Consider the following 26,128-nt stretch of genomic DNA (forward strand, 5'->3'; position numbering starts at 1 on the left):
GTAGTGGGCCCCTCAAGTAGTGGGCCCCTCAATCTGAGGCGAAGCATCATTGCTTGTCACCACCAAGGGAAAGGGCTATCCTAACCCGCTGATTTATTGAGAATATATTCTTGTAATATTGGTTATAGCCAAGGGTTTTCACAGTCGAGTACGGAGGGCGGATGTCGAAGTCAGCTCAGGAGAAAAAAGCCACTGTCTATGATATCGCCAGACGAGCCGGTGTCTCGGCAAGCACTGTATCCCGGATATTAAACGGCTCGGCCAAAGTGGCCGCAGATAAACGCCAAGCGGTTGAAGATGCAATTCAGGAATTGAATTTTCGTCCCAACCTTATGGCACAATATCTGAAAACGGGTCAATCCATGACCCTTGGGGTATTGACTCAACATGTAGAGAGTCCATTTTCCAACGAAATGTTGCGTGGTGTTGAACATACCCTTCAGGGCATGGAGTATGTGCCGCTGATTGTCAGCGGTCACTGGAATGCGGAAGAAGAAGTCGAACGGTTGCGCCTGCTGGTAGCTCGTCGGGTCGATGGTCTTATTATTTTGACCGGCCACGTAAATCAACAAACGCTGCTCGAGTTTTCACAGCAAATACCCATTGTTGCCACTGGCCACAATATCATGACCGAGCGGGTACATTCCTTCAGCATCAATAATCGGCTGGGTGGCTACATGGCAACTCGCTATTTATTGGATCTGGGTCATCATGACATCGCCCACATTGTCGGCTTACCGGATCAAAACGATGCCATCGAACGTCATCATGGTTATCGTCAGGCCTTAGTCAGCGCGGGAATCGAATATGATCCATCCTTGGTCATCCAAGGGGATTTCGCCGAGGCTGGTGGCCTGAATGCAGTGAAGAAACTGGTGCAGAGTGGCCGGAAATTCTCAGCCATATTCTGCGCCAACGATCAGACCTGCTACGGGGCTATTTTGGGGCTCAAGCAGTGCGGCTTAAGGGTACCAGAGGATGTTTCACTCATTGGTTTTGATGACCTGCCATTCTCTACCTATTCCAACCCGCCATTGACCACGGTACGCCAGCCCATCTACGAGATGGGGGTCAAAATGGTCAAGACTCTGTTGGGTTTGATCGAGGGCACGGAGCCAAACTCGGACGAACTGCCCGAATTGAGCATTGTGGTGCGTGATACTACACTGCCGTACAAAGGATGAATGTCGACTGGGGGTTTTTCCCTGCGCAGCATCCGCTCAAAGCGGCCTTCGGGCCGTTTTTCTTTTGTCAGCCGCCTGTCCAGCGAGCGACTTGTCCTTGTCGCATCTTCCACCTTGTCTCTCTGACGTAGCACAGACTCCACACACAACCCGGCGTACCTCTTCTACCGGCCCCTCAATCCGGCTGGCTCCATAAAACCAGCCAGAGCCTGGCAATGACAACCCGATGACATCTGCCTACAAACCGGCCCTGATGGAAAAAGGCGCCTGAAGGCGCCTTGAAGAGTCTGCTGATCGCTGCGGGGGATTGCCCTGTGGGCGTGTCCACCGTCAAGGCGCAGCGAAGGGAGACTCCGTCCCGATAGCTGTGCTGGTTGCCAGCGTGGGAAGATGCTCGTCCGCCTCACAGAGACGGGCTCTTTTTGCCGTCTTCTGGGGGAGATACCAGCTTGCCAACCCCTGCTGGATGCGCGCGGCGGCGGCTTCCGGCGTCATGGTGCCGAGCACCACGGATTGCGATACCTCCGCAAGCTCTGTGGTAAGCAATGGCTCACCCCGGGTGAGGAACTGCGCCCCCAGACGCAAGGTGGAATCGCAGGTATCCCGCCAGCCCATCATGGTGCTCGCCACCGGTTCCTTGAGCTCGAAGAAGTGGTTGGAGAGGGAGAAAAAACCGGGTACCGAATTGGAGAAACGCTCGGCAAAGTCGGCGCTTGCCATCCACTCCACCAGTTTCAGGGCGGCCTCCTTGTTCGGGCTGGCGGCATTGATGCCGATCCCCATGTCGGTGTGATCGGTGAAATAGCAGGTGTCCCCCTCCCGCGCGACGGGGGGCGGGAAGGCACCAAAATTGACCTTGCCGGTGAACTGGGCCAGCGACCAGGAGCCCGCCACTATCATGGCGGCCTTGCCCGCAGCAAAGGCATCCACCGCCTGTGCTTCGGTGGCATCGGCAGGATGGTCCCCTATGTAGGGCCGCCAGCTCGCCAGCTCACGAAACGCCGCCACATAAGGGGCATCGGTCACTCGCGCCTGACCGTTGATCAGCGCCAGGCGGCCATCTTCCCCATGCCAGTAATTGGGACCGATATTCTGATAACCAAGCTCGGAGACCACCCAGCTGTCGTGAGCCGCCAGTGCCAGCGGCAGATAGCGGCCATCCTGCTTCACCTTCTCCAGCACGGCGAAGAAGTCGGCACGGGTTCGCGGCAGTGTCAGCCCAAGGGCGTTGAAGATATCGACATTGAAGTAGAAACCCTGGATCACGGAGGCAATGGGCAGGCAGAAGGTCTGGGCCCCGGAGTCGGTCTGCCAGGCGGCCTTGGCAAAGCTCGGGAAGTTCTCCATCCCGGGCAGGTCCGTCAGATCCAGCAGATGCCCCTGCTGGAACAGCCGCAGGGACTGATCATAAGGGCGGCAAGTGATGAGATCCCCCGCCTTCCCCGCCGCCAGCCGCTCGGCAAGCTCCCGATCGTAATCCGCCGAGCGCTGCGAATGCAGCTTAAGGGTGATCTCGGGATGGATCGCCTGAAAACGGGGCAGAAACTGCTCCTTCCAGAGCGCCTCGTCATCCACGCGCCAGGTTTCCAGCACCAACTCCTGGGATACCGCCGCCGTACTCAGCCCCCAGACCAGCAGGGCACTCACAGATTTCCACATCGCCTCTCTCCTACACCTTGAAACGGGCCACCAGACTCTGCTGCTGGCTGGCCAGCCCCGACAACACCTCACCACTGCTCGCCGATACCCGGGACGCCTGCTCGGTCTCGTGAGCCACGTCTGCGATGGCCGCCACATGCTGGGCCACTCCCTGACTCACCGAAATCTGCTCCGCTGCGGCATAAGCCATGTGATCCGCAATCTCCTTGATTGCCTCCATACGCGAGGCAATCCGCGTGAGGGCACTCTCAACATCCCGAGTCTGCTGCACACTCAGCTCAGTCTGCTCATGGCTCTGGGCCATCACGTTCGCCACATCGCGGGCGCATCCCTGCAGGTTATCGATCATCACTTGGATCTCCTGAGTCGCCCCTTGTGAACGGGTAGCCAGCGCCCGCACCTCCTCGGCCACCACGGCAAAACCCCGCCCGGCCTCCCCGGCACGGGCCGCTTCGATGGCCGCATTGAGGGCCAACAGGTTGGTCTGTTCAGCCATGCCACGGATCACCTCAAGAATATTGCCAATGTTGTTGCTGTAGCCTTCGAGCTTGCGGGTGATAGCCATGGCCCCGGCGATGCCGGTCGCCAGCTGTTCGATGCCATCCCGGTTGGCCTGCATCAGATCGCGTCCGCGCTGGCTCTCGTCATTGGCTTCACCCACCTCCCGACGAACATGATCGCTCGAGCGAGCTACTTCGGTGGCACTGGTTTCCAACTCGAAGATGGCGGCCGCCACCTGATCGGTCTGGACCTTCTGCTCCTGCACCTGCGACATCACCTGCTCGCCGATCTCCGCGGTTTTACGCGTCTCGTTCACCAGGTGCTCAGACCCGGTCTGGACCTCCATCAAGAGCACCTTAGTGTGGTGGGCCAGCTGGTCGATGGAGTTCGCCACCTCACCAAGCTCGTTCCTGGCTGGGTAGCGAACTCGCAGCGTCATGTCCCCTTGTGCCATCAGACCGAGGACCCGATTGATCCGCACCAGCGGCACCTGGATGCTGCGGGCCGTACTCCAGGCAACAATGAGGGCGATGAGCACGGAACACAGGACCACCATCACGATCCAGGTGCGGGCGCTGTCAACCGCGACGTCGGCACTCAGCCTGTCCTCCTGCATGCTCTGGTTACTGATGGCGATAAGCCTGTCCAGGACCTCCCCCAGTTGCTGGCTCTGCGCCTCCTGCTGTTCACGCAAGCCATGGAGTTGCTGACTGATTTGCTGGTGGCGCACCAGGGTGGCGATCAGCCCCTTGTCGCCAAATACAAGCTGGGGGATGCGCGCTACATGTCGGGTGAACCTGGCCTTGACGTCGTCGGGGGCAACAATCCGCTCCAGACGCTGGTTAGCAATGTCGATGTCTTTGACCAGCACCACCTGCAGCGCCACCAGATCCGTGTTGCCGTCGGCACGCAGGATCAGCGTAAGATCCCGTGCAATACCGCTGGTGATGAGCTCCGCCTTGTTCTGCAAAGAGCGCCGCCCCGCCGTATAACGCACCAGCAGCTCCGCCGCCGAACGGTAGTTGTCATCCAGGTGCAGCAGCTCGCTCCGCATCCGTGAGAGCACCCGCTCCAGCTCGACCGACTCTTCGTGCAGGCTCATCAACTGCTCAGAGATGGTAAACAGCCGGGGGGCCTGGTCGGTGACCCGGGCGAGTTGCCGCTCACTCTCGGTATCGAGTGTCAAGGCCGCGAATGCCTTGATGTGCTGCTCATAGCGGACCTTGTCATGGGCAACACGCTGACGGGACTCGGGGAACGTCGACATCTCCCGGATGGCGAGATGCGCCAGGCTGTCCCTGTCAGCCATCAGCAACGCAGCGCGCAGCAGGCTTGCTGTCAGGGCCTGAGGCGTCGCCTCCTCGGTCACCTGCTGGAAACGACCGTGAATGGAGGTCGTCTTCAGGTAACTGATGGCCCCGAGCAATAGCAACAGGACCAGCAGCAGCGTAAAGCCCAATCTGATCCGCTGTACGATCGACATCCTTTTCTCCCACCTCTCCCTCCGCATCGGGGCGGAGCCGGTTATCAAGGCACCAGGAGCCCGACAGGCATCCTGGTGCATCTGGCTGACGGCTTATCGACTCAACCTGCCCTGGCAATCGAGCCTGACAACTTCCCCTAAGGCCCCCAGCAGAGAAGCCGGTACCCAGCGTACGGTCGCCATGTCGATGCGCGCCTGTCCACTGGTGCCCAGGATGAAGGGGGTATTGACCTTCGCGAAGTCCATGCCCTCTTCGAGGCAGCGCAGGGGCAGACTCAGGGTCACCCACTTCTGCGGGGGCAACTGGCGCAAGGCCGGAGCAATCTCGATGGACTTGCCGCAGGGCCAGCCACACTGCAGCCCCAGCGTCATGTCCCCCGCTGGTACCTGCTGCACCCGCAGCGTCACCTGCAGCTCGCTTTCGCCCTTCAGGTAGGTGCGACGATCCGCACCCTTGACCTGGGTGGTCTGCAACTGGATCGTGGCCCCGGAGTCGACACCCGGCTTGTCCGCCCCGAGGAAGGTGACCGCTCGCGCATCCTGCTGGCGCAGGTAGTCGATGGGCTGAACCTTGATGAAGGTCATCTCGGTCACGCTGTTGCCGGAGACTTCAGTCCCCGTCCAGTTGCTGGCATCCCCCATGCGCAGACGGTGTTCTTCACCCGCCTTTGGCCCGAACAGCTCGAGCACCTTGTCAGCGGCGCTCAGTTTGGCGGGGTCGCTCTCGTTGCAGCCGAAGGTTCGTTTATCCAGGGTCAGGGTATTGAGGTTGCTGACCCGGGCCGCCACAGGGGAAGGCTTGCCGTAGCTGAGCCCGTAGCCATAGGGGAAAAGCGGTGCGTACTCACCCGCTGGATCCTGCTCGAAGGTTGGGCGCTGCCAGCCCGGGATATGGGTGGGCGTGCGATTGATGGTGGTGGCGCACTTGCTGAAGGGCCACGAGAAGGAGAGGCGTCCCTGGAAGTCATGGGCCACCTTGCCCTTAGCATCCTTGAACAGCAGATCGGTGATCCCCTCCCCCTCGGTGCCCGGCAACCAGGCGGCGACAAAGGCGGAAGAGAGATTGATCTCCTCATTGACGTAGAGCGGACGTCCGGAGAAAAGCACGGTCACCACGGGGATGCCGGCCGCCTTCAGTCGCTTGAGGGTCAACAGATCCTCGTGATAGCTGCTCTTGAGATCCCCATAGGCAAGGGTCTTGTTGTCAGGAATATCGCCGAACCACTCGGCATAGGGATCCTCCCCCATGACCAGGATGGCGACATCGGGCTTGGCTCCCGCAAGCTCACCGGATCCCGTGCTCACCTGCACATGATCCGCACCGACGGTGGCGGTCACCGCATCCAGTACGCTCTGGGCACCGGGGAAATCACCGCGCCCGTTCTCGCTGCCTTGCCAGGTCAGGCTCCAGCCCCCCACCTGCTTGCCCAGATCGTTGGCGGCGCTCCCAGCCACCAGCACCCGGCTCTGCCGGCTCAGGGGCAGGATCCTGTCCTCGTTCTTGAGCAGCACCAGCGACTTGCGTACCGCCTCCCGGGCCAGCGCCTTGTGCGTCACGGCACCAAGTTCACCCTGTTTGCCCGCCAGCTCACGGGCCGACGGCATGGGTTTCTCCCACAGCCCGGCCCGCATCTTGACCCGCAGGATACGCGTCACGGCATCGTCGATCCGGCTTATCGGGATCTGCCGGCTCGCCACGCCATCGAGCAGGCTCTGGCGAAACTCCATCCAGTCCTTGCGCGCCGTGACCATGAAGATGTCGACCCCGGCCAGCACCGCAGGCAGGCAGCTCCCCATGGTGCAACCGGCGATCTCGCTGTGACCGTTCCAATCAGAGACGACAAGGCCATCAAAGCCCATCTTGCCCTTGAGCACGTCGGTCAGCAGATAGCGGCTGCCGTGCAGCTTGCCGTTGTACTCCACCCCGTCTTCTGGCAGCACGTCGCGGTTGAGCTCGTTGTGCCAGCTGTTGAACGAAGCCATGACCACCTGGGCACCGGCATCCAGCCCCGAGAAGTAGCCCACCGCGTGCAGGTTGCGCAGGTCCTCTTCCGAATAGAAGTTCTGACCCCGGTCGACCCCGTTCAGGGTACCGCCGTCCCCCACGAAGTGTTTCACGTTCGAGATGACATGGCGCTGGCCGCGCAGATCCGTCGCGGAACCTTGCAGGCCACGCACCATCTCGCCAGCATAGTGATAGACGATGGCGGGATCTTCGGAATAGCCCTCATAGGTCCGGCCCCAGCGATCATCTCTGGGCACCGCCACCGTCGGGGCAAAGGTCCAGTCCAGCCCGGTGGCGGCCACTTCCCGCGCCGTCACCTGGCCGATACGGTAGATGAGCCCCGGATCCCGCGCCGCCCCAAGGCCGATGTTGTGCGGGAACAGGGTCGCCGCGAAGACGTTGTTGTGGCCGTGCACCGCATCGGTCGCCCACATGAAGGGAATGCGATAGCCCCTGCCCTCAAAGCCCGCTTCCGCCGCTTGCCAGTAAGTGTCGGCCTGGCGTGCCCAGTCCGCTGCTGAGGCGTGTTTGTTGTTGCCTGGCCAACCGCCGCCCCCGTTGAGGACGGAACCAATCTTGTAGCGAGTCACCTCCTCTGGGGTCACTTCACGAAAGTCGGGCTGGATCATCTGGCCGACCTTCTCCTCCAGGGTCATCCGGGAGAGCAGGGACTGGATCTGGCGCTCCATCCCCTCGTCCTTGGCAATGGCGCTGTGGGTCTGCGGCCAAGTGGCAAAATAGGGCATGGTCGACAGCTCATCCGCCATCCCGGCACTCCAGATGCCGCACCCCACGAATAGGCAGGTCATAGACCTGGTGAGACCTGTAGTTTTACGCATTTTCCTTATGACTCTCCGGATATTCTCATTCATCGCCTGACGCATCGATCATGGGGATCCGCCTTGAAAAAAAGCTTAAATATGAAATCGATTGCAAGAATATTTAATGGTAAACAGAAATCTCTTCACCATTCCAGCAGTATCTTTGCCCTGCCACGGTAAAAATCCCACCGAGAGAGTAAATAGTGATTTAGCTCACAAAGATCAGACTGTTTCGCGCCAGCAAAATATCCAGGAGGGGATGGAGCGCACGGAAAAGCACTCGGAGATAAAAAACAATAAAATCATAAATATAAAATATTTTCATCATCTCATGCCACTGCATATTTTACCGTGAACGGCACCCGTTTTGTTAAACTGGCGGGAAATGAAGAGAGGATGATAAGGATTCAATAGAATTCAAATCACGTAGATCTACATATCAATAAACGAAAATTTGTAGCCCACATCACAGTTCATAAAGGCAAACTTGATTTGCCACAAACTTTACTATTACCTAATTAATGAAATCGATTTCCACTCAAGGGTTGTATGTAAGTCTTGACAGTGAAATGCGGGTAGCAGGATGACTCGGTCATTTTCAGCGCGAGTGCGAAAATCGACGCCATTATTTCCGTCTGTGATCAAAGGGGTAACAATGAAAATATCTCGGCTTAGTGCCCTGACGCTTGCCATGTCTTGCGTCATTGGCTTGCATGGCTGTTCCCTGCCCAGCGCAGGGGCATCAGGCTCCGGTGCCTCCTCGGCATCTGCCGGACCTGTGGGTGAATTGCTAACCAACGGGGGCTTCCAGGGAACCGATGGCTGGTGGACGGCTGGGGGCTCCCTGAACGCCGAGAACCAGATGGGCTGTATCACCTTCACCGAGTCGGGATCCAATCCCTGGGATGTCATCCTGGGCCAGTCCAACCTCGGCCTGGTTCAGGGGCAAACCTACAAGCTCCATTTCACTGCCATGGCCAAGAGCGACATCAACGTCAAGGCCCTGATCCAGCATGATGGCGCCCCCTACACCAACCATATGGTGCAGGACCTCGCCCTCAGCAGCACACCCAAACCTTTCGACATCCAGTTCACGCCCTCCTCCACGGACGAGAAGACCCAGTTTCAACTCCAGATGGGCACCCAGACACCGACCACCGTCTGCATCGGTGAAGCAACGCTCTCGGGTCCATCCCTGGTCAAGAAATCTGATCTGGCCAGCGTGCGCGTCAACCAAGTCGGCTACCTGAGCAAGGCATTGAAACGTGCGACCATCGCCACCGACAGTAAGGACGCGCTCCCCTGGACCCTGCGCAATGCCCAGGGTGAGGCCATCGCCGAAGGCAAGACCACACCCTTTGGCCTGAATGCCGCATCCGGAGAGAACGTACAGATTGCCGACTTCAGTCAGGTCACCACCCCGGGCACCGGCCTGGTACTGGAGGTCGCCGGCCAGAAGAGTCATCCATTCAGCATCGGCGATGACATCTATCACACCATGAAATTCGATGCCCTCTCCTTCTTCTATCAGCAGCGTAGCGGCATCGACATCGAGGCCAAATATGTCCAGCGCCCCGATCTCGCTCGCCCGGCAGGACACAAGCCCGAGAAAGTGACCTGCTTCAACAAACAGGATGCCAAGGGCAACCAGTGGCCAGGTTGTGACTTCACGCAGGATGTGACCGGCGGCTGGTACGACGCTGGCGATCAGGGCAAGTACGTGGTCAACGGCGGCATCTCGGTATGGACCTTGATGAACCTCTATGAGCGAGAGCAACTGGCGCAAGAGGGTGACAAGAGCGCCTTTGCCGACGGCAAGGCTAAAATCCCGGAACAGCACAACGGCCACAACGATCTGCTGGACGAATCCCGCTGGATGATGGAGTTCTTCCTCGCCATGCAGGTACCCGAAGGCAAGAAGGCCTGGGTACCGGTAGGAGATCAGTCCAAGCAGCTCGACAGCCTGAAACTGACCGAGATCGATGCCTCAGGCATGGTCTTCCACAAGGTCGCCGATGAAGCCTGGACCGGGATGCCGCTCCCGCCCCACAAGGATCCACAACCCCGTTTCCTGAGCCACCCCAGCACGGCTGCGACCCTGAACCTGGCTGCCACCGCAGCCCAGTCTGCTCGCGTATGGAAAGATCTGGATCCGGCCTTCGCACAGCGCAGCCTACAGGCAGCCGAACGAGCCTGGAAGGCGGCAAAACGCCATCCGGACGTCTATGCCTATGACAACTTTGTGGGATCCGGTCCCTACGATGACACCAACCTGAAGGACGAATTCTACTGGGCTGCCGCCGAGCTATTTACCACCACCGGCAAATCCGAGTACAAGCAGGCCGTCCAGCAGTCCCCTCTCTATATGGCCGCCCCCAAGGGGGATCGCAGCGCAAGCGGTGATCTCTACTGGCAGGATCTCAGCAGCGCAGGGACCATCACGCTGGCCATGGTGCCTAACAAACTGGGCAAACAGGAAGTGGAGAAGGCGCGCGCCGCTATCATCGCCGCCGCCGACGGCTACCAGAAGAGCGTGGCGACAGAGGGTTACCTTATCCCCTATCAGGCCACCGAATACCCCTGGGGCTCCAACTCCAACCTGGTGAATCGCAGCATCTTCCTCGGGCTGGCGCATGACTTCACGGGGGAGCGCAAATACCTGCAGGCCATGTCCGATGCCATGGACTATGTGCTGGGCCGCAACCCCCTCGACCAGTCCTATGTGTCGGGCTACGGCAGTCGTCCGCTGAAGAATCCGCACCACAGGTTCTGGGCACACCCAGCTGATCACGCGTCCCCCCTGGTTCCGCCAGGAGTAATGTCTGGGGGCCCCAACTCCATCAACTTCAGCGATCCCGTTGCATCCACTATGAAAGGGAAGTGCACCGGCCAGACCTGCTGGAAAGACGAGATAGGAGCCTGGACCCTGAACGAAGTTACCATCAACTGGAATGCTCCCTTCTTCTGGGCTGTCAGCGTGCTGGATGAAGGCGGATTAACCCGTTAAGTGCGCTCCCGATGCTCCGTCACCATGGCGGAGCATTTTCCCCTCCCGACCTTGTCCCTATGCAGATATCGGGCCTGTGTCTATCTTTTTCCCCATCTCCCATCAATGCAAACGCCACAGGGCGAATAGATAAGTGGCCCCGCAAACTCTTGCGTCCCTCCCTTATCCACAGCCTTTACGACAAAGTTATGCCTTCTGAGTGCTTCTCATCCACCTTTGGGCGCTGCTGATTTTCTACCGTAATACCGTGCCCTTAGGCCTCCTGACGCAATACGGCAGCCGCGCAGAGCAATCTCTCCTGCGATGCAATACAGTGCTACATACAGGTAGATGAGCCCGTGCCAGTACCTGGAGTCGATACTGTCATCATCCCTTCGGGCTTACGGCAAGGTTAGGTCAACGCCTCCATCGGCGCAGGGCTTTGCCCTAGGTCTGCGAGCTTCTGCAATGAAATCTTGCAACCATCTCACATCTGAAAGGTCTCCCTATCCCCAACATGGTCCAGAAAAGGCCCCTAGGCCATGACGAGACCTGCCATCAGGGCGGAGTAACCATCAGCAGAGAGCGGTAAAGCACAGGACATCATGGAGGCGGGTATCTGTTGGGGCTTTCAACATCAATGCACCGCGGGAAGAGTACGCTCTGCATCTTGTGGAGCCTGCCCAGCAGGTGTTGGGTAGGCATAAAAAACCAATAAGCATGAAATCGATATTTCAAAATAAAAGCCCAGCAAAAACTCGATTAAACCCATCAACAAAAAAACAAAAAACACTTCATTTTCAATAGAGTGAACGCCATGATCGCTCACAAACACAACCCAACAAGTGATCGACATCACAATTGCAAAAGCTCAAATGTGAAATCGATTTCCCAAATTATTAGGTCGATCTATAGTGAGTTCAATTTAATAACTGAGGAATGATCATGAAAAAAATCATGCTGTGCTGCTCTGCCGGGATGTCCACCAGCCTGCTGGTGAAAAAAATGCTGGTAGAAGCCGAAAAACGGGGCCTGGCTGCCGAGATCAAGGCTTTTGGCGCATCAGAGTTCGATGATCAGATGCCGCTCTACCAGGTGGTCTTGCTAGGGCCACAGATCAAGTACATGCAACCTGAATTACAAGCCAAGGCAGCCGTTCATGGTGTCAAGGTACAACCCATCGACATGATGGATTACGGCATGCAGCGCGGTGACAAGGTGTTGGATTACGCCCTGTCCCTGATTGGTTAAGCGTGCTCACAAGGAAGGACACACACAATGAGTTCACTCTATGGGATGCTGGTCAAGTTGATCGAACAACGGATCGGCCCATTGGCAGGAAAACTGGGCCAGCAACGCTATGTTCTGGCCATCCGTGACGGCTTCATTGCCGCGCTGCCGTTCATGATCGTCGGCAGCTTTATGCTAGTCTTCATCTTCCCCCCCATCTCCAGCGAAACCACCTGGGGCTTTGCCAGAGCTTGGCTAGATTTTTCCAACACCTATCGTACCGAACTCATGTTGCCCTTCAACATGAGCATGGGACTGATGACGGTCTTCATCTCGGTGGGCGTCGCATCCAGCCTGGCCAAGCAATACTCCCTGGACCCCATCACCACGGGCCTGCTCTCCCTGATGTCGTTCATGCTGGTGGCGGCGCAATATAAAGACGGCACCATCTCCACCCAGTATTTCTCCGGTCAGGGCATCTTTACCGCTCTCATTTGTGCCATCTATTCGACCGAGGTCTACGCCTGGCTCAAGCGCAACAACATCACCATCCGTCTGCCCGAGCAGGTCCCGATGGGGGTGGCGCGCTCCTTCGAGGTACTGATCCCGGTCCTGGCGATCATCCTGACCTTACACCCCTTCAACATGCTGCTGCAGGAAACCACAGGCATGATCCTGCCCGAGGCGATCATGGCCATGCTCAAACCGCTAGTGGCGGCTTCCGACAGCCTGCCTGCCGTCTTGCTGGCGGTGCTGTTGTGCCAGATCCTATGGTTTGCCGGCATCCACGGCACCATGATCGTCACCGGCATCATGAACCCCTTCTGGATGGCAAACCTGGCCAGCAACCAGGCCGCACTAGCCGCAGGTCAGGCCATTCCTCACACCTTCCTGCCCGGTTTCTGGGATCACTTCCTGTTCATCGGCGGCGTGGGATCCACCTTGCCACTGGCATTCCTGCTGATGCGCAGCCGTGCCGTGCACCTGCGCACCATAGGACGAATGGGCGTGGTCCCCGGGTTCTTTAACATCAACGAACCGATCCTGTTTGGTGCCCCCATCATCATGAACCCGGTCTTCTTCCTGCCCTTCATCCTGGTGCCGGTGATCAACGCCATCCTGGCCTGGTTTGCCGTGGATCTGGGTCTGGTTGAGAAGGTCGTGATGCTGACCGCATGGACCACGCCGGCCCCCATCGGCGCCTCCTGGGCGACCAACTGGGCCTTCAGTCCGGTCATCATGTGCTTCATCTGCATGGGGATCTCCGCCCTGATGTATTACCCCTTCGTGCGGGCTTACGAACGCACCCTGCTCAAGCAGGAAGCCGAGACGGCTGAAGCGGAAGAAGCCGCCAGATCAGAAAAAGCAGACACAATCACACCGATTCAGAGTCAGGCGTAAGCACCCGGCGTGCGGGCGCCACGCCGCCTGCACGCCGGTCATCAAGAGGAAACTGCAATGCAATATACATTCCCCGAAGGCTTCTGGTGGGGTAGCGCCTCGTCGGCCGCACAATCGGAAGGGGCTGCCAACGTGGGCGGCAAGGCACCGACCATCTGGGATCACTGGTTCGAGACGGAGCCACATCGTTTCCACGGTCAGGTAGGCCCAGCCAACACCTCCACCTTCTACGATCGTTATCGTGAAGACATCGCATTGATGGAACAGATTGGCCACAACAGCTTCCGCACATCCATCTCCTGGGCCCGGTTGCTGCCGGATGGCCACACCGTCAACCAGGAGGCCGTCGACTTCTACAACAAGGTTATCGATGAGCTGCTGGCCAAGGGGATCAAACCCTTCATCGGCCTGTTCCACTTCGACATGCCGATGTACTGGCAGGAGCTGGGGGGCTGGGAGAGCCGCGAAACCGTGGCGGCTTATGCCGAGTACGCAGAGCTCTGCTTCAAACTGTTCGGTGATCGCGTCGCCTGCTGGATGACCTTCAATGAACCAGTGGTGGTGGTGGAAGGTGGTTATCTGTATGACTTCCATTACCCGAACCAGATGGACTTCAGACGGGCAGCCCAGGTGGCTTATCACATGATGCTGGCCCACAGCCTGGCGGTGAAGCGTTATCGAACACTATCCCTGCCCGGCCAGATCGGCATTGTCCTGAACCTGACCCCCTCATATCCGCGCTCTTCAAACCCGGCGGACTTGAAGGCCTCGTTCATTGCTGACCTGTTCTTCAACCGCGCCTTCCTCGATCCTGCGGTGAAGGGAGTTTATCCCCAGGAGCTAATCGATATCCTGCGCGAACACGATCAGATGCCCGTGGTGCAAAGCGGCGACTGCGAACTGCTGGCCGCCGGCAAGATCGATCTGCTCGGCATCAACTATTACCAGCCGCGGCGAGTGAAGGCACGCATGACGGCCATCAACCCGGACTCCCCTTTCCTGCCTGACTGGTTCTTCGAGAATTACGAGATGCCAGGCCGCAAAATGAACCCTTATCGTGGCTGGGAAATATATGAGCGCGGTATTTATGACATATTGATCAACCTGCGCGACAACTATGGAAATATTCCAAGCTATATCTCCGAAAATGGCATGGGTGTCGAAGGGGAACACAGATTCATTGGTGAAGATGGTCAGGTAAAAGACGACTATCGTATCGACTTCATTCGTGGCCACCTCCAGTGGATTCATACCGCCATTGCTGAAGGAAGTAATTGCCGTGGTTATCACCTGTGGACCTTTATTGACAACTGGTCCTGGATGAATGCCTACAAGAACCGCTATGGATTCATCAGCCTTGATTTGGAAAGCCAGCAGCGCACCGTCAAGAAAAGTGGTGAATGGTTCGCCAACGTCTCTCGTAATAATGGATTTTAAGGAGTCATAAATGATGGATCTTGAAGAAGCAGTCATGGGCATCATCGTCAATGCCGGCCAATCTCGCAGTCTCTGTTTCGAAGCCCTGCGTCAGGCTCGTGCTGGCCAGTTCAGCGAAGCGGATGCCTTGCTGCTCCAGGCCACCGACGCAGGGAAGGCTGCCCATGCCGTACAAACCAAACTGATTGAAGCCGATGAGGGCGAAGGCAAGACCAAGATGACACTGGTCATGGTACATGCCCAGGATCACCTGATGACCTCCATTCTGTGCCGCGAACTGGCCACCGAACTGGTCGAGATCTATCGCCGCCAAGCCAGCTGATTTTAACTCATCGGATCGGGAGTCCGTGCTTTTGCCACCGTTATATACGGTGGCTTTTTTATTCTGGCCATATCAGTTTTCATTATGTGTTTCATACCTTCAGCTAGTATTTTCAATAAAATAAAACTGTCATGATGCGATATCAACATAAGTTTTCATATTTATTTTAAGCTATTATTTCACTGCTTGTTTCCATCAATAAAAACACTAACTAATACAGACATAGGAATATTAAAAATATGCGTAACCTTGGAATAATATCAGCATTGCTGCTGGCGGGGGGCTTATATTCCAACCAAGCTTCTGCATGGTGGTGGAGCAATCAGGATTGGCAGGTCTCTGATGGCTGGCGCAATGGTGGGTCAGAATTCGACTGCACCTGGCGCGCCGCAAACGTCTGGATGGAGTCCGGCATGGCCATCCTCCATGCGAAATCCGACCAGGGCAACAAGAGCTGTGCGGAACTACGAACCTACAACTACACTCGCAAGGGCCGCTATGAGGTGCAGATGCAGGCAGGATCTGTGCCTGGTACCATCAGCTCCTTCTTTACCTATACTGGAGATTCGGGCACCAGCTCCCATTATGAAGTCGACATCGAGCTAATGGGTGGCACCAACGTGCTCCATACTAACGTCTGGATCCAGGGGCGCCAGTATCCTCAAGACATCGATTTAGGCAAGTACGGCATGTCAATCTGGAATATGGAGCGCTACGCCTTTAACATCGATGCAGCGGGTGTCACTTGGCAGGTGTTCAGCCGCACCCAGAACAAATGGGTGAGCGTGCGCCGAGAGAGCCGCCCCGTCACCAGTTGGATGCAGGTTTTTGTGAACAACTGGATCAGCGCCAATCCCAGCTTCCCGCCAAGTACCTACAACAGCCAACCTGTCTACGCCAAATACAAGTACGTCAACGTTACTCCATGGGAATGATAGTAGGCTATGTAATGATCAACTTAATCCGGACACTTGGTAAGGTCAGTCTTAGGCTTTTTCTGGCGGCATCCCAAGATTGTAACGATGTGGATGCCGCCAGTTGTAGTAATCCATCAGGTAATAACTGATATCCCGCTTTGTGTATAGATATGGTTATCAACTGACACCGACTTAAGGTCGGTGTTTTTTGTTGTTTTAGTACGAAATTCTTTCAGTATCAATTTAGCACTTTTCTTGAACATAGCGTTGTTGCCCAAATCAGCCAGCAAATCATGACTTCCCCAGCCCCAAGTGACCGTTACACTATGGGCTTTCTGACAGGTAGGCCAATGGTCGCCCCGGTTTGCCAAGCCTTCAATCGATGACGGTAAGTTAGGTTGAGATTGCAGCCATAGATCCGGAGTGTGATCGAGGCTACTGCCTCGGTCCCTGATGGGATTCGATGACGTGCTCCTCTATCAGTTTGTCGCTCTCGAAAGTGCTTTGAATACCTCGGGTTTTGCCAGTCACGGTCTGACCTGTCTCGCCATCACGTCACATCCCTGTTTATCTCCATGCTGGAAAAGCTGCGTCGCCACTACCGACGAGCCAAAAGCATCACGCTGCTCCTCGATAACTACATCATTCACAAAAGCAAACAGACCGAGCGATGGTTGAAGAAAAACCCCAAGTTCTGCCTGGTGTTCCAGCCAGTTTACAGCCCTTGGGTTAATCACATAGAACGGCTGTGGCACAAGTTACATGAAACCATCACGCGCAATCATCAATGTAGAGGAATGGCCAGCCTGCTGGCCCGAGTGAAACACTTCATGGATACCGTGTCTCCTTTCGCCGGGAATGGCTATGGCACAGCGAAGGTGTAGCACTATTAGGATCAGTTATTTAGAGCCCATGAATTAAGTGTAAACATTACCTTATCAGTTGACTACGCCCAAAATTACGGCTGTTTCGAACTTTCGTACGTAATTTAAATAAATACGCAGTCCTCTCCAAGAATTTATAAAATTTCTCATTGTGCAGGTCAGCATCTCGGTGATCAAATCGATACTCAGCGTCATCAGGGAAATGCACCAAAGATGAATAATCAGGGTATGTGAGCCTCAAGGCTCTGCACCAAGCTTTACAGATGCGTGTAGCCATGTTATCCGCATTGAAATTAGAGTAATCCCCAAGATGACCGTAATCATCTCGGTTAAATAGTAGCACCACGTGATAATGAGGGTACTGGCTTGTTACTTGCTCCTTCACCCAGATAAATCCCAAGAAGAATGGTTTACCAGCCTTACCCTTACGGTGACGTGCCGCCTGTATTTGGCTTTTTAGTGAAGCAAAAAAGCGCGTAATAACCTCTTCCTCTTCTACCTCCGGTGGAAAGCCTGTCGGCATGTCCGGGTCATCCATAACTGGTATCTGGGGAAAGCGTAGATCAACGCGCACTGCAAACACTCTTGGGTGTTTATTCAAGAAGTTAGCGATTACCTCCACGGATGTTTTCAACTGTTCAAAAGATATTGAACCATACTTAGCTTCAGCCACAACTCGCAAATTTTCTAGCTCGTCGGCTATTAAATGATACCCGACTTTTGATTTCATATAAGTTCCTATAGCTCGCATGGAATACCCATGCCTGTTGGTTAGATGTTCAAGTAACTGCACTAATCGTCATTAATGAGGATTGCTACGTAAAACTTTACAGTCCACTGATACCTTGCTCTCTTATCAAACCAGTAGATTGATATATCAGCCAATATTAAGCGCCCAGTGCTTTGCATATGCTTCGCTATGCAGATGTATACTGCTAATTGCTTGTATCTGACGTACAAGCCTGATGTGCATCTGATTGGTATACACTTCGTGTATATATCAAATATTTTCGTAGGTATACCCTGTGATACACTCTGATGGTGTATCACTCTATCCCTCGATATATCTCCTGCCCCCTCTACCTTGTTATACACCTTGTGTGTATAGTATTACTATTACCGAACTGAGCGACATTCTAAATCGCCGAGAAAAGCTTGGTTATTTTCGATAAGCGCTCGATAATGCCGAGCATTAAGACAAAGAATTTACTCTGAACTTAGCTCGATACCTCCTATCTGGCAGATGCCTTCAAATCAATCCATTCAATTACTTCACACAGCTTCCAAGCGACCGCACGAGGCCCTAAAGGAATGGCACCTGGAAATTCCCCTTTACTCATCAAGCGATAAATTGTCGCTTTGGATAAGGTAGTCATTTCGATGACTTCTTTCAGCTTAATCAACTTCATGTAATCTCTCCGTTATGGCTTCATAACGAAGGACCTCATGTGAAAAATTACCATCCGAAGAAAACCACTATCTAACCGACCTAATCTCAACCTCATTAATTCACACAGTTAATTTACTCCCTCCCACAACTGAATAATGAAACCCAGCCTCCACTGAATTTTGCGATAAACTCATGAAGAAAAGAACTTTACTGACACACACAGTAATTCATAGCACACCAAACAAGATCTGGAGCCAAACCACCAGATACATCGGGAGCTTAAAGCCAGACACCCCAGACACTGATTGACCCAGCCCGCACCAGGCTAAACATAAAAAAACACGTGAAATGCATCACAAAATCCCACAAAAAACACTCATAAAACACACAATAAAAACTACAATGTAGTTTTAAGTTATTGGGGTGAAAATATGGCGATCTGGGCGGATGGAAAAGTTATCAGAACACAGTTACTCGACAGATACTTCGTTGATTACCTTTGGTATAGAACATGTGAAATAAATGCGTATTCAGTATGCATAATTCCTACAACTGAGAATCTTGAAAACGAACTATCAAGAGCCAGCTTAGAACCTAACGCCCAAAAATTCATGTCTGAAAATAATATTAGAGACGATTCACCACTTAACCTCGACCGATTTATAGAAATACTCCACAAAGAATATTCCCAAAATTGCATTTCCAATAATGACCTCTCTTGGATAGATGATAAAAACACTCGATTGCTTTGTTACATTTGGCGAACCTTAAGTCATTTAATACTCGAAAGCACTCCTAATGGAATATTTAACTATAATTTAAAAATTAACCTGGGTAAAACTGTACAGCAAAATAATATTCAAAGAGTTGTGAGAGTAAACGAAATCACAAACATAAATATAAGTGTATTTTTAATCGCCTGCTGTATAAATAGACTTAAAGTTGACAAGGTTAATAAATTGCAGATATTAGAAAACATAAAAGAATCGTCTTCATATGCTATAGATAATCAAGAAGTTACGCATTGGCTAAAAAAAGATGAAAAGCAAAAAATCCCTTGGATGTATGATTACTTGCGTGGTACTAGGTCAGATTATATTCCGCTAGTACCTCGTGGCTCAATTGGAGTTCGAGATGATATTATTTCATTTTTTGATGTGACGCGCACATTCAATGAGGATAGCTCAAAACTTATTGCGCTCACCATGAAAAAAACATGGAGCCAGAGAAAATACCGAGATAAAAACAAAGATAAGAAACAATACAGTATAAACATGAGCCAAGATATTGGCGATATTCTTGATAAACTTAGCTTAGCTAGAAATGAAAATAAAAATAAAATCGTTGAGGCGCTGATCAGGGCTGAGTACGAGAAAATTGCGAGAACTTGAATTCCACAATTGAATAGATATAAAAATTGAATTATCCACCAGTTTTGATTTAATTTAAACCATTGAGGGCAATTTAGAGATTATTAATGTTAATTCAGTGTAAATAAAATCAATATGGACTAAACTATTTAATAGTTTAGTCCATCACTCAGCATTATCATAGCCACTTATTTTCTATTAAAACTCACTTTCACAACGTTCTTGAATTCTGCTTCAGCAGCAGGATCTTGCATCACCTCATCGGCTACCAGTCGGCCCCAATTAATCCATACAAGGCGGGTTTTCTCGGTATGCCGTGAACGATGGTAAGTTCTAATCAGTTTATTAATAGGAGTGTGATTCAAGCAAAGCTCAATCACTCTTTCCTCAATATCTAGTCTTTCCGCCCAGTTAGTAGCCGCACTACGCCGTAAATCATGGACAGTAAATGGTTCCATATCAGCTAAACATCTGGCAATGAATCGTCTTAGCGCTCGTGTAATTGAGTCGACTAAAATTGGCTCTATTTCATCATTTTTTGGACGATCAGATTCGAATACGAAATCACCATTGGCATACTGCCCCTGTTCCTCAATTACTGATCTTGCTTGAGGGGAAATAAAGACTGTATGAGCTCTACCATTTTTTGTTTCTGGTATGGTCCATATATCATCCTTGATCTGTGAAAAACGCATATTGGCGACTTCACTACGCCGACATCCGGTCAGTATCAATAGCTTGATCGCATTCGCTGCAGGCAGAGAAATAGTGGCATGGCGAGAAACGCCCCGTCCCCCAGCAGCCAGGCTGCCGCCGCTCCCCAAGTCCTCATCAATGGCCTTCCATAACCTGCGCAATTCGGGGACAGTCAGCCAACGCTCTCTTGGAGCCCCTGCGCTGGCGCCAAAATCTTTTGGCCGTAATAGCCTTGCCGGGTTAGCTTCAATCAGGCAGTGAACCACCGCATAATCCAACATCTGATTCAGCGTTCCCAACCCCTTACGGGTTTCGTCTTTTGTTGCGCGCCTAGTTATCTCTAACGCTTGTGCCAAGTGGGCACGAGTCAGATCGATTAAGCGAATATTGCCCAGGGTCTTCTTGAGATGACGATTCCAACGATCCTGATGACATTGGAGGGTTTTGGGTTTGACGACCTGAGCAACACGTTGCGCATCGAGCCATCGTCCGAGTAACTCATCCATCGTCAGAGCCGTTTCATTTTTAGCCTTTTCTTGTGCCGCAAACTTGGTGGGGTCAATGCCCCGCTTCACAAGCTGCACGGCTTTCCCATGCTCCTCTCTAGCTTTAGCCAGAGTCAGGGCAGGATAACTCCCCAGCAACAATTCGCCTTCACTACCACCAATCTTGAAGCGATATACAAAACGCTTGAGGCCACTTTCACGGATTTCTATCTTGAGCCCACCACCATGCTTCGATTGAATCGCATAGCGCTTAACTTTAACACCTTCAACTGGCTTGAGTGACGAGACCTCCAAGTCTTTACTTATCGCCATCCGTACCCCTCCTCGTACCCCTCCAACGCAGTGCATTGGAGTGAGACTTCATGAAACCACTGGATACAAACATATTAAGTAACATGCTGTTTTTAATCAAAATATAATCTCAGATAAAACCAACTGATTCTATATGAAACTAATAACATCTAGACTCCTAAGGGACAGGCCACTGGTTCGACTCCAGTCGGGAGCGCCATACAAAACAAGGGGTTGGCATCATCACGATGCCAACCCCTTGGTCGTTTTTGGCGACAATGAATCCGACCATCCAACCGTAATGACCCTCTCCTTTCTGCGTTCAGAGCATGCGCTCTCTGATAGACTGCTTCTCTTCGGCTTGTCTTTGAGGCCAAGCCCTGTTTCATCTTGCAAAGGAGTGTTGGATGTCCGGATGTTCCTGGTGGGATAGATCCACCGGTTTTGCACTGCTGACCATTGTGCTGTGGGCCTCGCTGGCGGCGCTGACGTCACGGGTCACCAGCGTGTCACCACTGGTGCTGGTCGGGCTGGTGCTGTTTTTCTGCGGGGTCGGGGCCTTGCCGTTCTGGCGCCAGTGGCGTGCTCGCCCTATTACCTGGCTGGTGACGGTTACGACATTGCTGCTCTACCATCTGCTGCTCTTTATGAGCTTTCGCCATGCCCCGGTGCTGGAGGCCAACCTCATCAACTACCTCTGGCCGCTCTGCATCATTCTGTTCACCCCGCTGTTGTTGCCCGGCCATCCCCTCCATGCCCGTCACCTGCTGGCTGGCGCCTTTGGTCTGGCGGGTTCCATGCTGGTGATGGTCAATGGCGAGCTGCAACTGCAGCAGGCCTATCTGTCGGGATACCTGTTGGCGCTCGGTGCAGCTGTCGTCTGGGGGCCTATTCGGTGCTATCACGCCGTCTGCCGCCAGCCCCCGCCGTGGTCACTGCGGCAGCCTGTCTGCCCGCAGGTTTGCTGGCACTGCTGCTTGCCCGTCTGCTGGAGGGGCCCCTGCCATTCGCGCAGATCCCCACCAGTGACTGGTGGCTGATCATCGGGCTGGCGCTGGGCCCGATGGGGGCGGCCTTTGTGACCTGGTATCTGGCGCTGCGAGACGGCGATCCACGCCGGATCGGTGCCCTTGCCTACCTGACACCGCTGCTGAGCACCTTGCTGCTGGTGTTGCTCAATGGAGAAGCACTGACCTCGCGCCATCTGCTGGCCGGTGCACTTATCATGGGAGGCGCCCTGCTCGGTATGCTTGGCCAACGCAACCGCGCTCAGGTATCCCCAGCCAGTTAAGCCGGCAAGATAGGGTTACCTGACCATGCTGTCATAAAAACGCCATCATCCCTGTTTAGGCTCGGGCCACGCTCCCCCATGGTCTGTGCTGACAGGAATTACCCCGTGAAAATCGCCCATTACGCCACCCTATCCTCCCTTGTTTTGTTACTGGTTGCGGGAGGACAGGCGCTGGCCCTCTACCTCGGCTGGCAACAGCTTGCCCATACCAATCAGGCCCAGCATCAGCACGAGACGCTGCAACAACTGGTGACAGTGAGCCTGCAAAACAGCCTGCGTGACTACCTCAACAGCGGCGATCCGCAACAACTGACAGCTGCGGAGAAGATCCGTCAGCAAGCGCTCTCCTCGCTGGCCGCTCAGGATGATACTGTGGCGGCCCCGCTCAGGCAGCAACTCGAGCAGATGGCGCAGCGCATCGCGCACGACTATCAGGCCGCAGGCAAGCTCTCGGGCAACAGCCAGCTGCTACTGCAAAATGCGGAGAGTGAGCTGGGCAGCCAGGCCATGGCGCTGATCCGCTATGGGGAGCAAGGCGCCAGCACGGAACAATCTGCCGCAGCACAGCAATATCGCCGCGGTGCAACCGAGATCCTGGCGAGCCTGCCGCGCCTCGCCCATTTGCGCCAAAGCTATATGGAACAGGGCAATGAGAAGCTGCTCGAAGGGATCCGCTTCGAGCTGGAGGCACTGCAAAAACAGGCCCAAGCGCTGCAAGCCTTGCCGCTGCTCGGCCTGTATGAAGAGGCGCCCGCCGATGAGTTCACGCTGGGGGAGCCGGTACGCAAGGAGCTGGGAGATCAACCGCGCAGCGAATTACGCTCGCTGCTGGGCCGCTATCCACAGGAGCTGGCCAACAGCCGTGCGGCGCTGCAACAGCAACAGGCTGGCCGCCAGACCGTGCAGCAAGACATCATGGCGATGTTGCAAGCGACCAGACAGATGGGGGAACAACTTGCCCGCGAACGGCAAGCCGTCAATCAGGAGCTGGCCACCATCCTCGGCACGCTGGCGCTCTGTCTGGTGATAGTCGCCCTGCTGTTTGCGCTGGTGCAACGACGTTGGCTGCTCACCCCCTTGTTGCGACTGCGCGGAGCTTTTATGCAACTCGATCAGACGGGGCAGGCCGAGCCGTTGCCTACCGGGCGCGATCGCAACGAGTTGGCCGATATTGTTGCCAGCTACAATCGGCTGATCGGTCGTCTGCAACTGGACCAACAACAAAAAGAGGGGCAGCTGTCAGCGGTATCCCTCAGTCTGCAAGGGATGGTCAGTCAGGTTGACGAGATCCACCACAGCACCCGCACCACCGAACAGGTGGTCGACGAGAGCGGCCAGATGATGGATGAGCTGAACCAGCTGGCCGGAGAGGTCCATCAGGTCGCCGCCGACATCGCCCAGCATGCCCACCATAACGAACAGGCGATGAGCCAGAGCGAAGATCTGGTGGGGAGCATGCTGCACGCCACTCATCAGACAGGACTGGCGATTGACGAGAGCGATGAGGCGCTGCAAGCCCTCACCCGCTCGGTTGCCGATGTGACGGCCATTGTCGATGTGATCGGTCATATCGCTCAGCAGACCAACTTGCTGGCCCTCAACGCCGCCATCGAAGCGGCCCGCGCAGGGGAACAGGGACGCGGTTTTGCGGTGGTCGCCGATGAGGTGCGCCACCTCTCGGCCAATACCCAGCAATCCCTCAACCAGATCACCGATATTCTGGGGCGTCTGACCCAATCCGGTGAACAGCTTGGCACTGTACTGAACCGGATCACCAGCGAGTCAAGCCGCCAGCGGGCGCAGGCGGAACAACTGCGCCAGACCACCCAGGCAGTGCGGGAGATCGCCCGCAACACCGCAGTGATCGCCCTGCAGGGCGCCGACAACGCCAAAAGTCAGGAACACAAGCTGGCCAGTTTTGCCGATCTGATCACCCGTATCCATCAGCATGCCCGTCAGGTGAGTCAGCTCTCGGTACAGGTCTCGTCCCATATCCACCATCAGGCGCAGCAGATCCCCCGCATCCTCGGCCAGCAAGGCTGAACCCTATTCGCCCCGCATCCCCACCAGATCACTTTCCCTCAATGAGAGGGAAAGTTTTTTTGTATCACAAAATTATCTGTTATCGGCAGGTTAACTGACACCTCTTCCCCTGTACCGGATGAAAACCCGTACTGGTGCTGGCTGCGGCCTCAAGAAAACGCTCTCATCACCGTGATACCTGCCATGAGGCTGTTTACGACCTTGCCCATGATTATTTGCACTCGGTCATACTTTTGAAACGTTGAGGGAACTTTTCATTGATATTTCGCACCGCGAACGTACTCTTGGGGTTGTCCGATAGCCAAGAATCGGAACATAAAAAAACAACATGTGATGATCAGGACTGCCAACTACAGATGTGCCAAGACATCCGGGTTTGCAGGTAGCCAAGACAAGACTTTTTGCCCTTCGGGGTGTTGATTGCAATACCGATAATCGAGCGGAAGGCACACAGCCAACTGCCGAAAAAAAAGCTAAGTCCATAAAATCAGGAGCTATCTTATGTTCAATAAATCCGCACTGGCTGTTGTCATTGCTTCAGCTTTCGCACTGCCTGCTCATGCAGATATCAAGAATGTCGACATCTATGGCCAGATCGCAATCTCCGCCTGGACTGGTGCTGACTGGGCAACCGTTGATGCCAATGGCGGATACGAGAACCCCATCAAGATCGAAAATGAATCTCGCATCGGTTTCCGTGGCAGCAAGGATTTTGCCAACGGCCCCAAGTTTATCTGGCAAATCGAATCCGGTAACGTCGGTGAGTCTGGCGGTGACGGCAAGCTGGGGGTGCGCGATACCTTCGGTGGTTTCGAGTGGGAAGGGATAGGTAAAGTTCGCGCAGGCCGTATGCTAACACCGCTCTATGAAGTGCTTGACTGGCCGTACAGCAGTATCTCTACCGGTAAAGTGATGGACTGGCGCGGCGACATCATCGGTGGTGGTAACTACGATCGTCAATCCAACATGATCCGCTTTGACTCCGCCAACCATAGTGGCTTCAGCTACAACCTGGCGCTGGGCCGCGGTAACAATACCAATGATGCCAGCTCCAACTTCTATGGCCTGGGCGCTCACTACAATACCGGCCCGCTGACCCTGCACGCGACCTATGAAAAAGGTACTGACCGCAAAATCGAAGAGGGCCATTTTTATGGAACGCAGAAGACCGCTGAAGCTAAAACTGATGAACTCCTGACGCATAGTAAAGGAACAGGCGACTCAAATGCCTATCTGCTGGGCTTCGAGCTGAACTTTGACAATGGCCTCGGTTTCTATGGTGCCTATAAGCGCCTGACCGCCGATTATACCGACATGGACTTGGATGTTAGCGGTGTAGGCACCTCACAACTGAACGGCATGTCACAAGATAGCTACACCTTGGCCACGATATACAACACAGGTCTGTGGCAGTTCAAACTCGCCTATGCCGCCAACCTGAAGCCTGAATTTGAAACTGCCGCTGGCGACTTTAAGGTGAGCGAGTTCAGCGACTCCATCATCTCCGGTCAGGTCATGTACTTCCTGGATGACTCGGCCGTTGCCTATGTTCGTCCTTACTATCTGCAGCGCCGTGGTCTGTCAGTGGTACAAGATGGTGATAAAGAGTTTGGTCTGGGCATGGGCGTAGAATACTACTTCTAAACCCTGACTTGTGTTCCCTGTATTTAATGCCTACTTGGCGGGCCCTTACAGGGCCCGCCTTTTTAGT

Annotated in this window: 18 protein-coding genes and 2 pseudogenes; 13 read left to right on the top strand and 7 right to left on the bottom strand. The window is 54.4% G+C overall.

The features are described from left to right. Positions 1–161 precede the first annotated feature (161 nt). On the top strand, positions 162–1,184 hold the full coding sequence (locus tag AB5Y85_RS00875) for a LacI family DNA-binding transcriptional regulator (RefSeq protein WP_042084009.1): 1,023 nt from the start codon (positions 162–164) through the stop codon (positions 1,182–1,184). Between the two features lie 330 nt (positions 1,185–1,514). Here the strand turns inward: AB5Y85_RS00875 and AB5Y85_RS00880 are convergent, their stop codons facing one another. The 3 genes from AB5Y85_RS00880 to AB5Y85_RS00890 form a co-directional block, all read right to left on the bottom strand. Further along, entirely contained in the window at positions 1,515–2,843 is a 1,329-nt protein-coding gene (locus AB5Y85_RS00880) for an ABC transporter substrate-binding protein (protein ID WP_123172737.1), read from the bottom strand. A gap of 10 nt (positions 2,844–2,853) precedes the next feature. Beyond that, complete coding sequence (locus AB5Y85_RS00885) at positions 2,854–4,827, bottom strand: methyl-accepting chemotaxis protein (RefSeq protein ID WP_257687658.1); 1,974 nt, start codon at positions 4,825–4,827, stop codon at positions 2,854–2,856. Between the two features lie 93 nt (positions 4,828–4,920). Beyond that, on the bottom strand, positions 4,921–7,641 hold the full coding sequence (locus tag AB5Y85_RS00890) for a glycoside hydrolase family 3 protein (RefSeq protein ID WP_257687657.1): 2,721 nt from the start codon (positions 7,639–7,641) through the stop codon (positions 4,921–4,923). A gap of 136 nt (positions 7,642–7,777) precedes the next feature. Here AB5Y85_RS00890 and AB5Y85_RS00895 point away from each other — a divergent pair, with 136 nt between their 5' ends. Beyond that, positions 7,778–8,008 carry a hypothetical protein gene (locus tag AB5Y85_RS00895; protein ID WP_257687656.1) on the top strand — a complete coding sequence of 77 codons (231 nt, stop codon included), beginning with the start codon at positions 7,778–7,780 and terminating at the stop codon, positions 8,006–8,008. Positions 8,009–8,308: 300 nt separating this feature from the next. Then, complete coding sequence (locus AB5Y85_RS00900) at positions 8,309–10,660, top strand: glycoside hydrolase family 9 protein (protein WP_257687655.1); 2,352 nt, start codon at positions 8,309–8,311, stop codon at positions 10,658–10,660. Positions 10,661–11,276: 616 nt separating this feature from the next. Here AB5Y85_RS00900 and AB5Y85_RS00905 read toward each other — a convergent pair. Continuing rightward, positions 11,277–11,468: a hypothetical protein gene (locus AB5Y85_RS00905; RefSeq protein ID WP_257687654.1), complete on the bottom strand. Its 192-nt coding sequence runs from the start codon at positions 11,466–11,468 to the stop codon at positions 11,277–11,279. A 116-nt stretch (positions 11,469–11,584) separates the two neighbouring features. On the opposite strand from AB5Y85_RS00905, the gene AB5Y85_RS00910 reads away from it, so the two are divergent. From AB5Y85_RS00910 to AB5Y85_RS00935, 6 genes and pseudogenes are all read left to right on the top strand, one after another. Beyond that, positions 11,585–11,890, top strand: coding sequence for a PTS sugar transporter subunit IIB (locus AB5Y85_RS00910; RefSeq protein ID WP_042658343.1), 306 nt, complete (start codon positions 11,585–11,587; stop codon positions 11,888–11,890). A gap of 27 nt (positions 11,891–11,917) precedes the next feature. After that, entirely contained in the window at positions 11,918–13,270 is a 1,353-nt protein-coding gene (locus AB5Y85_RS00915) for a PTS sugar transporter subunit IIC (protein ID WP_257687653.1), read from the top strand. A 57-nt stretch (positions 13,271–13,327) separates the two neighbouring features. Beyond that, positions 13,328–14,707, top strand: coding sequence for a glycoside hydrolase family 1 protein (locus AB5Y85_RS00920; RefSeq protein WP_257687652.1), 1,380 nt, complete (start codon positions 13,328–13,330; stop codon positions 14,705–14,707). A 10-nt stretch (positions 14,708–14,717) separates the two neighbouring features. Beyond that, positions 14,718–15,029 carry a PTS lactose/cellobiose transporter subunit IIA gene (locus AB5Y85_RS00925; RefSeq protein WP_010673336.1) on the top strand — a complete coding sequence of 104 codons (312 nt, stop codon included), beginning with the start codon at positions 14,718–14,720 and terminating at the stop codon, positions 15,027–15,029. Positions 15,030–15,268: 239 nt separating this feature from the next. Further along, a complete protein-coding gene (locus AB5Y85_RS00930) occupies positions 15,269–15,964 on the top strand; it encodes a family 16 glycosylhydrolase (protein ID WP_257687651.1) in 696 nt (231 codons plus the stop codon). A 539-nt stretch (positions 15,965–16,503) separates the two neighbouring features. After that, a pseudogene (locus tag AB5Y85_RS00935) lies at positions 16,504–16,830 on the top strand (IS630 family transposase); the annotation flags it as partial. A 46-nt stretch (positions 16,831–16,876) separates the two neighbouring features. Here the strand turns inward: AB5Y85_RS00935 and AB5Y85_RS00940 are convergent. Both AB5Y85_RS00940 and AB5Y85_RS00945 read right to left on the bottom strand, forming a co-directional pair. Next, entirely contained in the window at positions 16,877–17,560 is a 684-nt protein-coding gene (locus AB5Y85_RS00940) for an inovirus Gp2 family protein (RefSeq protein ID WP_257687650.1), read from the bottom strand. Positions 17,561–18,062: 502 nt separating this feature from the next. Beyond that, complete coding sequence (locus AB5Y85_RS00945) at positions 18,063–18,239, bottom strand: AlpA family transcriptional regulator (RefSeq protein ID WP_257687649.1); 177 nt, start codon at positions 18,237–18,239, stop codon at positions 18,063–18,065. A 412-nt stretch (positions 18,240–18,651) separates the two neighbouring features. Between AB5Y85_RS00945 and AB5Y85_RS00950 the strand changes: the two genes are divergently transcribed. Further along, a complete protein-coding gene (locus AB5Y85_RS00950; protein WP_257687648.1) occupies positions 18,652–19,611 on the top strand; it encodes a hypothetical protein in 960 nt (319 codons plus the stop codon). 167 nt (positions 19,612–19,778) lie between these two features. Here the strand turns inward: AB5Y85_RS00950 and AB5Y85_RS00955 are convergent, their stop codons facing one another. Continuing rightward, entirely contained in the window at positions 19,779–21,104 is a 1,326-nt protein-coding gene (locus AB5Y85_RS00955) for a site-specific integrase (protein WP_201952434.1), read from the bottom strand. Positions 21,105–21,490: 386 nt separating this feature from the next. Here AB5Y85_RS00955 and AB5Y85_RS00960 point away from each other — a divergent pair. From AB5Y85_RS00960 to AB5Y85_RS00970, 3 genes and pseudogenes are all read left to right on the top strand, one after another. Next, positions 21,491–22,374: pseudogene (locus AB5Y85_RS00960) on the top strand (DMT family transporter). A 105-nt stretch (positions 22,375–22,479) separates the two neighbouring features. Continuing rightward, the gene (locus AB5Y85_RS00965; RefSeq protein WP_257687647.1) at positions 22,480–24,417 is read left to right on the top strand and encodes a methyl-accepting chemotaxis protein; all 1,938 of its coding nucleotides are present in this window, start codon (positions 22,480–22,482) and stop codon (positions 24,415–24,417) included. Positions 24,418–24,918: 501 nt separating this feature from the next. Then, positions 24,919–26,061: a porin gene (locus AB5Y85_RS00970; protein WP_167564719.1), complete on the top strand. Its 1,143-nt coding sequence runs from the start codon at positions 24,919–24,921 to the stop codon at positions 26,059–26,061. The last annotated feature ends 67 nt before the right edge of the window (positions 26,062–26,128 follow it).

The sequence above is a fragment of the Aeromonas sp. R3-1 genome, assembly GCF_040908345.1.
In the GTDB taxonomy this organism is placed as follows: Bacteria; Pseudomonadota; Gammaproteobacteria; order Enterobacterales; family Aeromonadaceae; genus Aeromonas; species Aeromonas veronii.

Bases quoted from the DNA above. Each gene is read 5' to 3' on its own strand.
- AB5Y85_RS00875 (WP_042084009.1), top strand. From the start codon at position 162: ATGTCGAAGTCAGCTCAGGAGAAAAAAGCCACTGTCTATGATATCGCC.
- AB5Y85_RS00880 (WP_123172737.1), bottom strand. From the start codon at position 2,843: ATGTGGAAATCTGTGAGTGCCCTGCTGGTCTGGGGGCTGAGTACGGCG.
- AB5Y85_RS00885 (WP_257687658.1), bottom strand. From the start codon at position 4,827: ATGTCGATCGTACAGCGGATCAGATTGGGCTTTACGCTGCTGCTGGTC.
- AB5Y85_RS00890 (WP_257687657.1), bottom strand. From the start codon at position 7,641: ATGACCTGCCTATTCGTGGGGTGCGGCATCTGGAGTGCCGGGATGGCG.
- AB5Y85_RS00895 (WP_257687656.1), top strand. From the start codon at position 7,778: ATGGTAAACAGAAATCTCTTCACCATTCCAGCAGTATCTTTGCCCTGC.
- AB5Y85_RS00900 (WP_257687655.1), top strand. From the start codon at position 8,309: ATGAAAATATCTCGGCTTAGTGCCCTGACGCTTGCCATGTCTTGCGTC.
- AB5Y85_RS00910 (WP_042658343.1), top strand. From the start codon at position 11,585: ATGAAAAAAATCATGCTGTGCTGCTCTGCCGGGATGTCCACCAGCCTG.
- AB5Y85_RS00915 (WP_257687653.1), top strand. From the start codon at position 11,918: ATGAGTTCACTCTATGGGATGCTGGTCAAGTTGATCGAACAACGGATC.
- AB5Y85_RS00920 (WP_257687652.1), top strand. From the start codon at position 13,328: ATGCAATATACATTCCCCGAAGGCTTCTGGTGGGGTAGCGCCTCGTCG.
- AB5Y85_RS00925 (WP_010673336.1), top strand. From the start codon at position 14,718: ATGATGGATCTTGAAGAAGCAGTCATGGGCATCATCGTCAATGCCGGC.
- AB5Y85_RS00930 (WP_257687651.1), top strand. From the start codon at position 15,269: ATGCGTAACCTTGGAATAATATCAGCATTGCTGCTGGCGGGGGGCTTA.
- AB5Y85_RS00940 (WP_257687650.1), bottom strand. From the start codon at position 17,560: ATGAAATCAAAAGTCGGGTATCATTTAATAGCCGACGAGCTAGAAAAT.
- AB5Y85_RS00945 (WP_257687649.1), bottom strand. From the start codon at position 18,239: ATGAAGTTGATTAAGCTGAAAGAAGTCATCGAAATGACTACCTTATCC.
- AB5Y85_RS00950 (WP_257687648.1), top strand. From the start codon at position 18,652: ATGGCGATCTGGGCGGATGGAAAAGTTATCAGAACACAGTTACTCGAC.
- AB5Y85_RS00955 (WP_201952434.1), bottom strand. From the start codon at position 21,104: ATGGCGATAAGTAAAGACTTGGAGGTCTCGTCACTCAAGCCAGTTGAA.
- AB5Y85_RS00970 (WP_167564719.1), top strand. From the start codon at position 24,919: ATGTTCAATAAATCCGCACTGGCTGTTGTCATTGCTTCAGCTTTCGCA.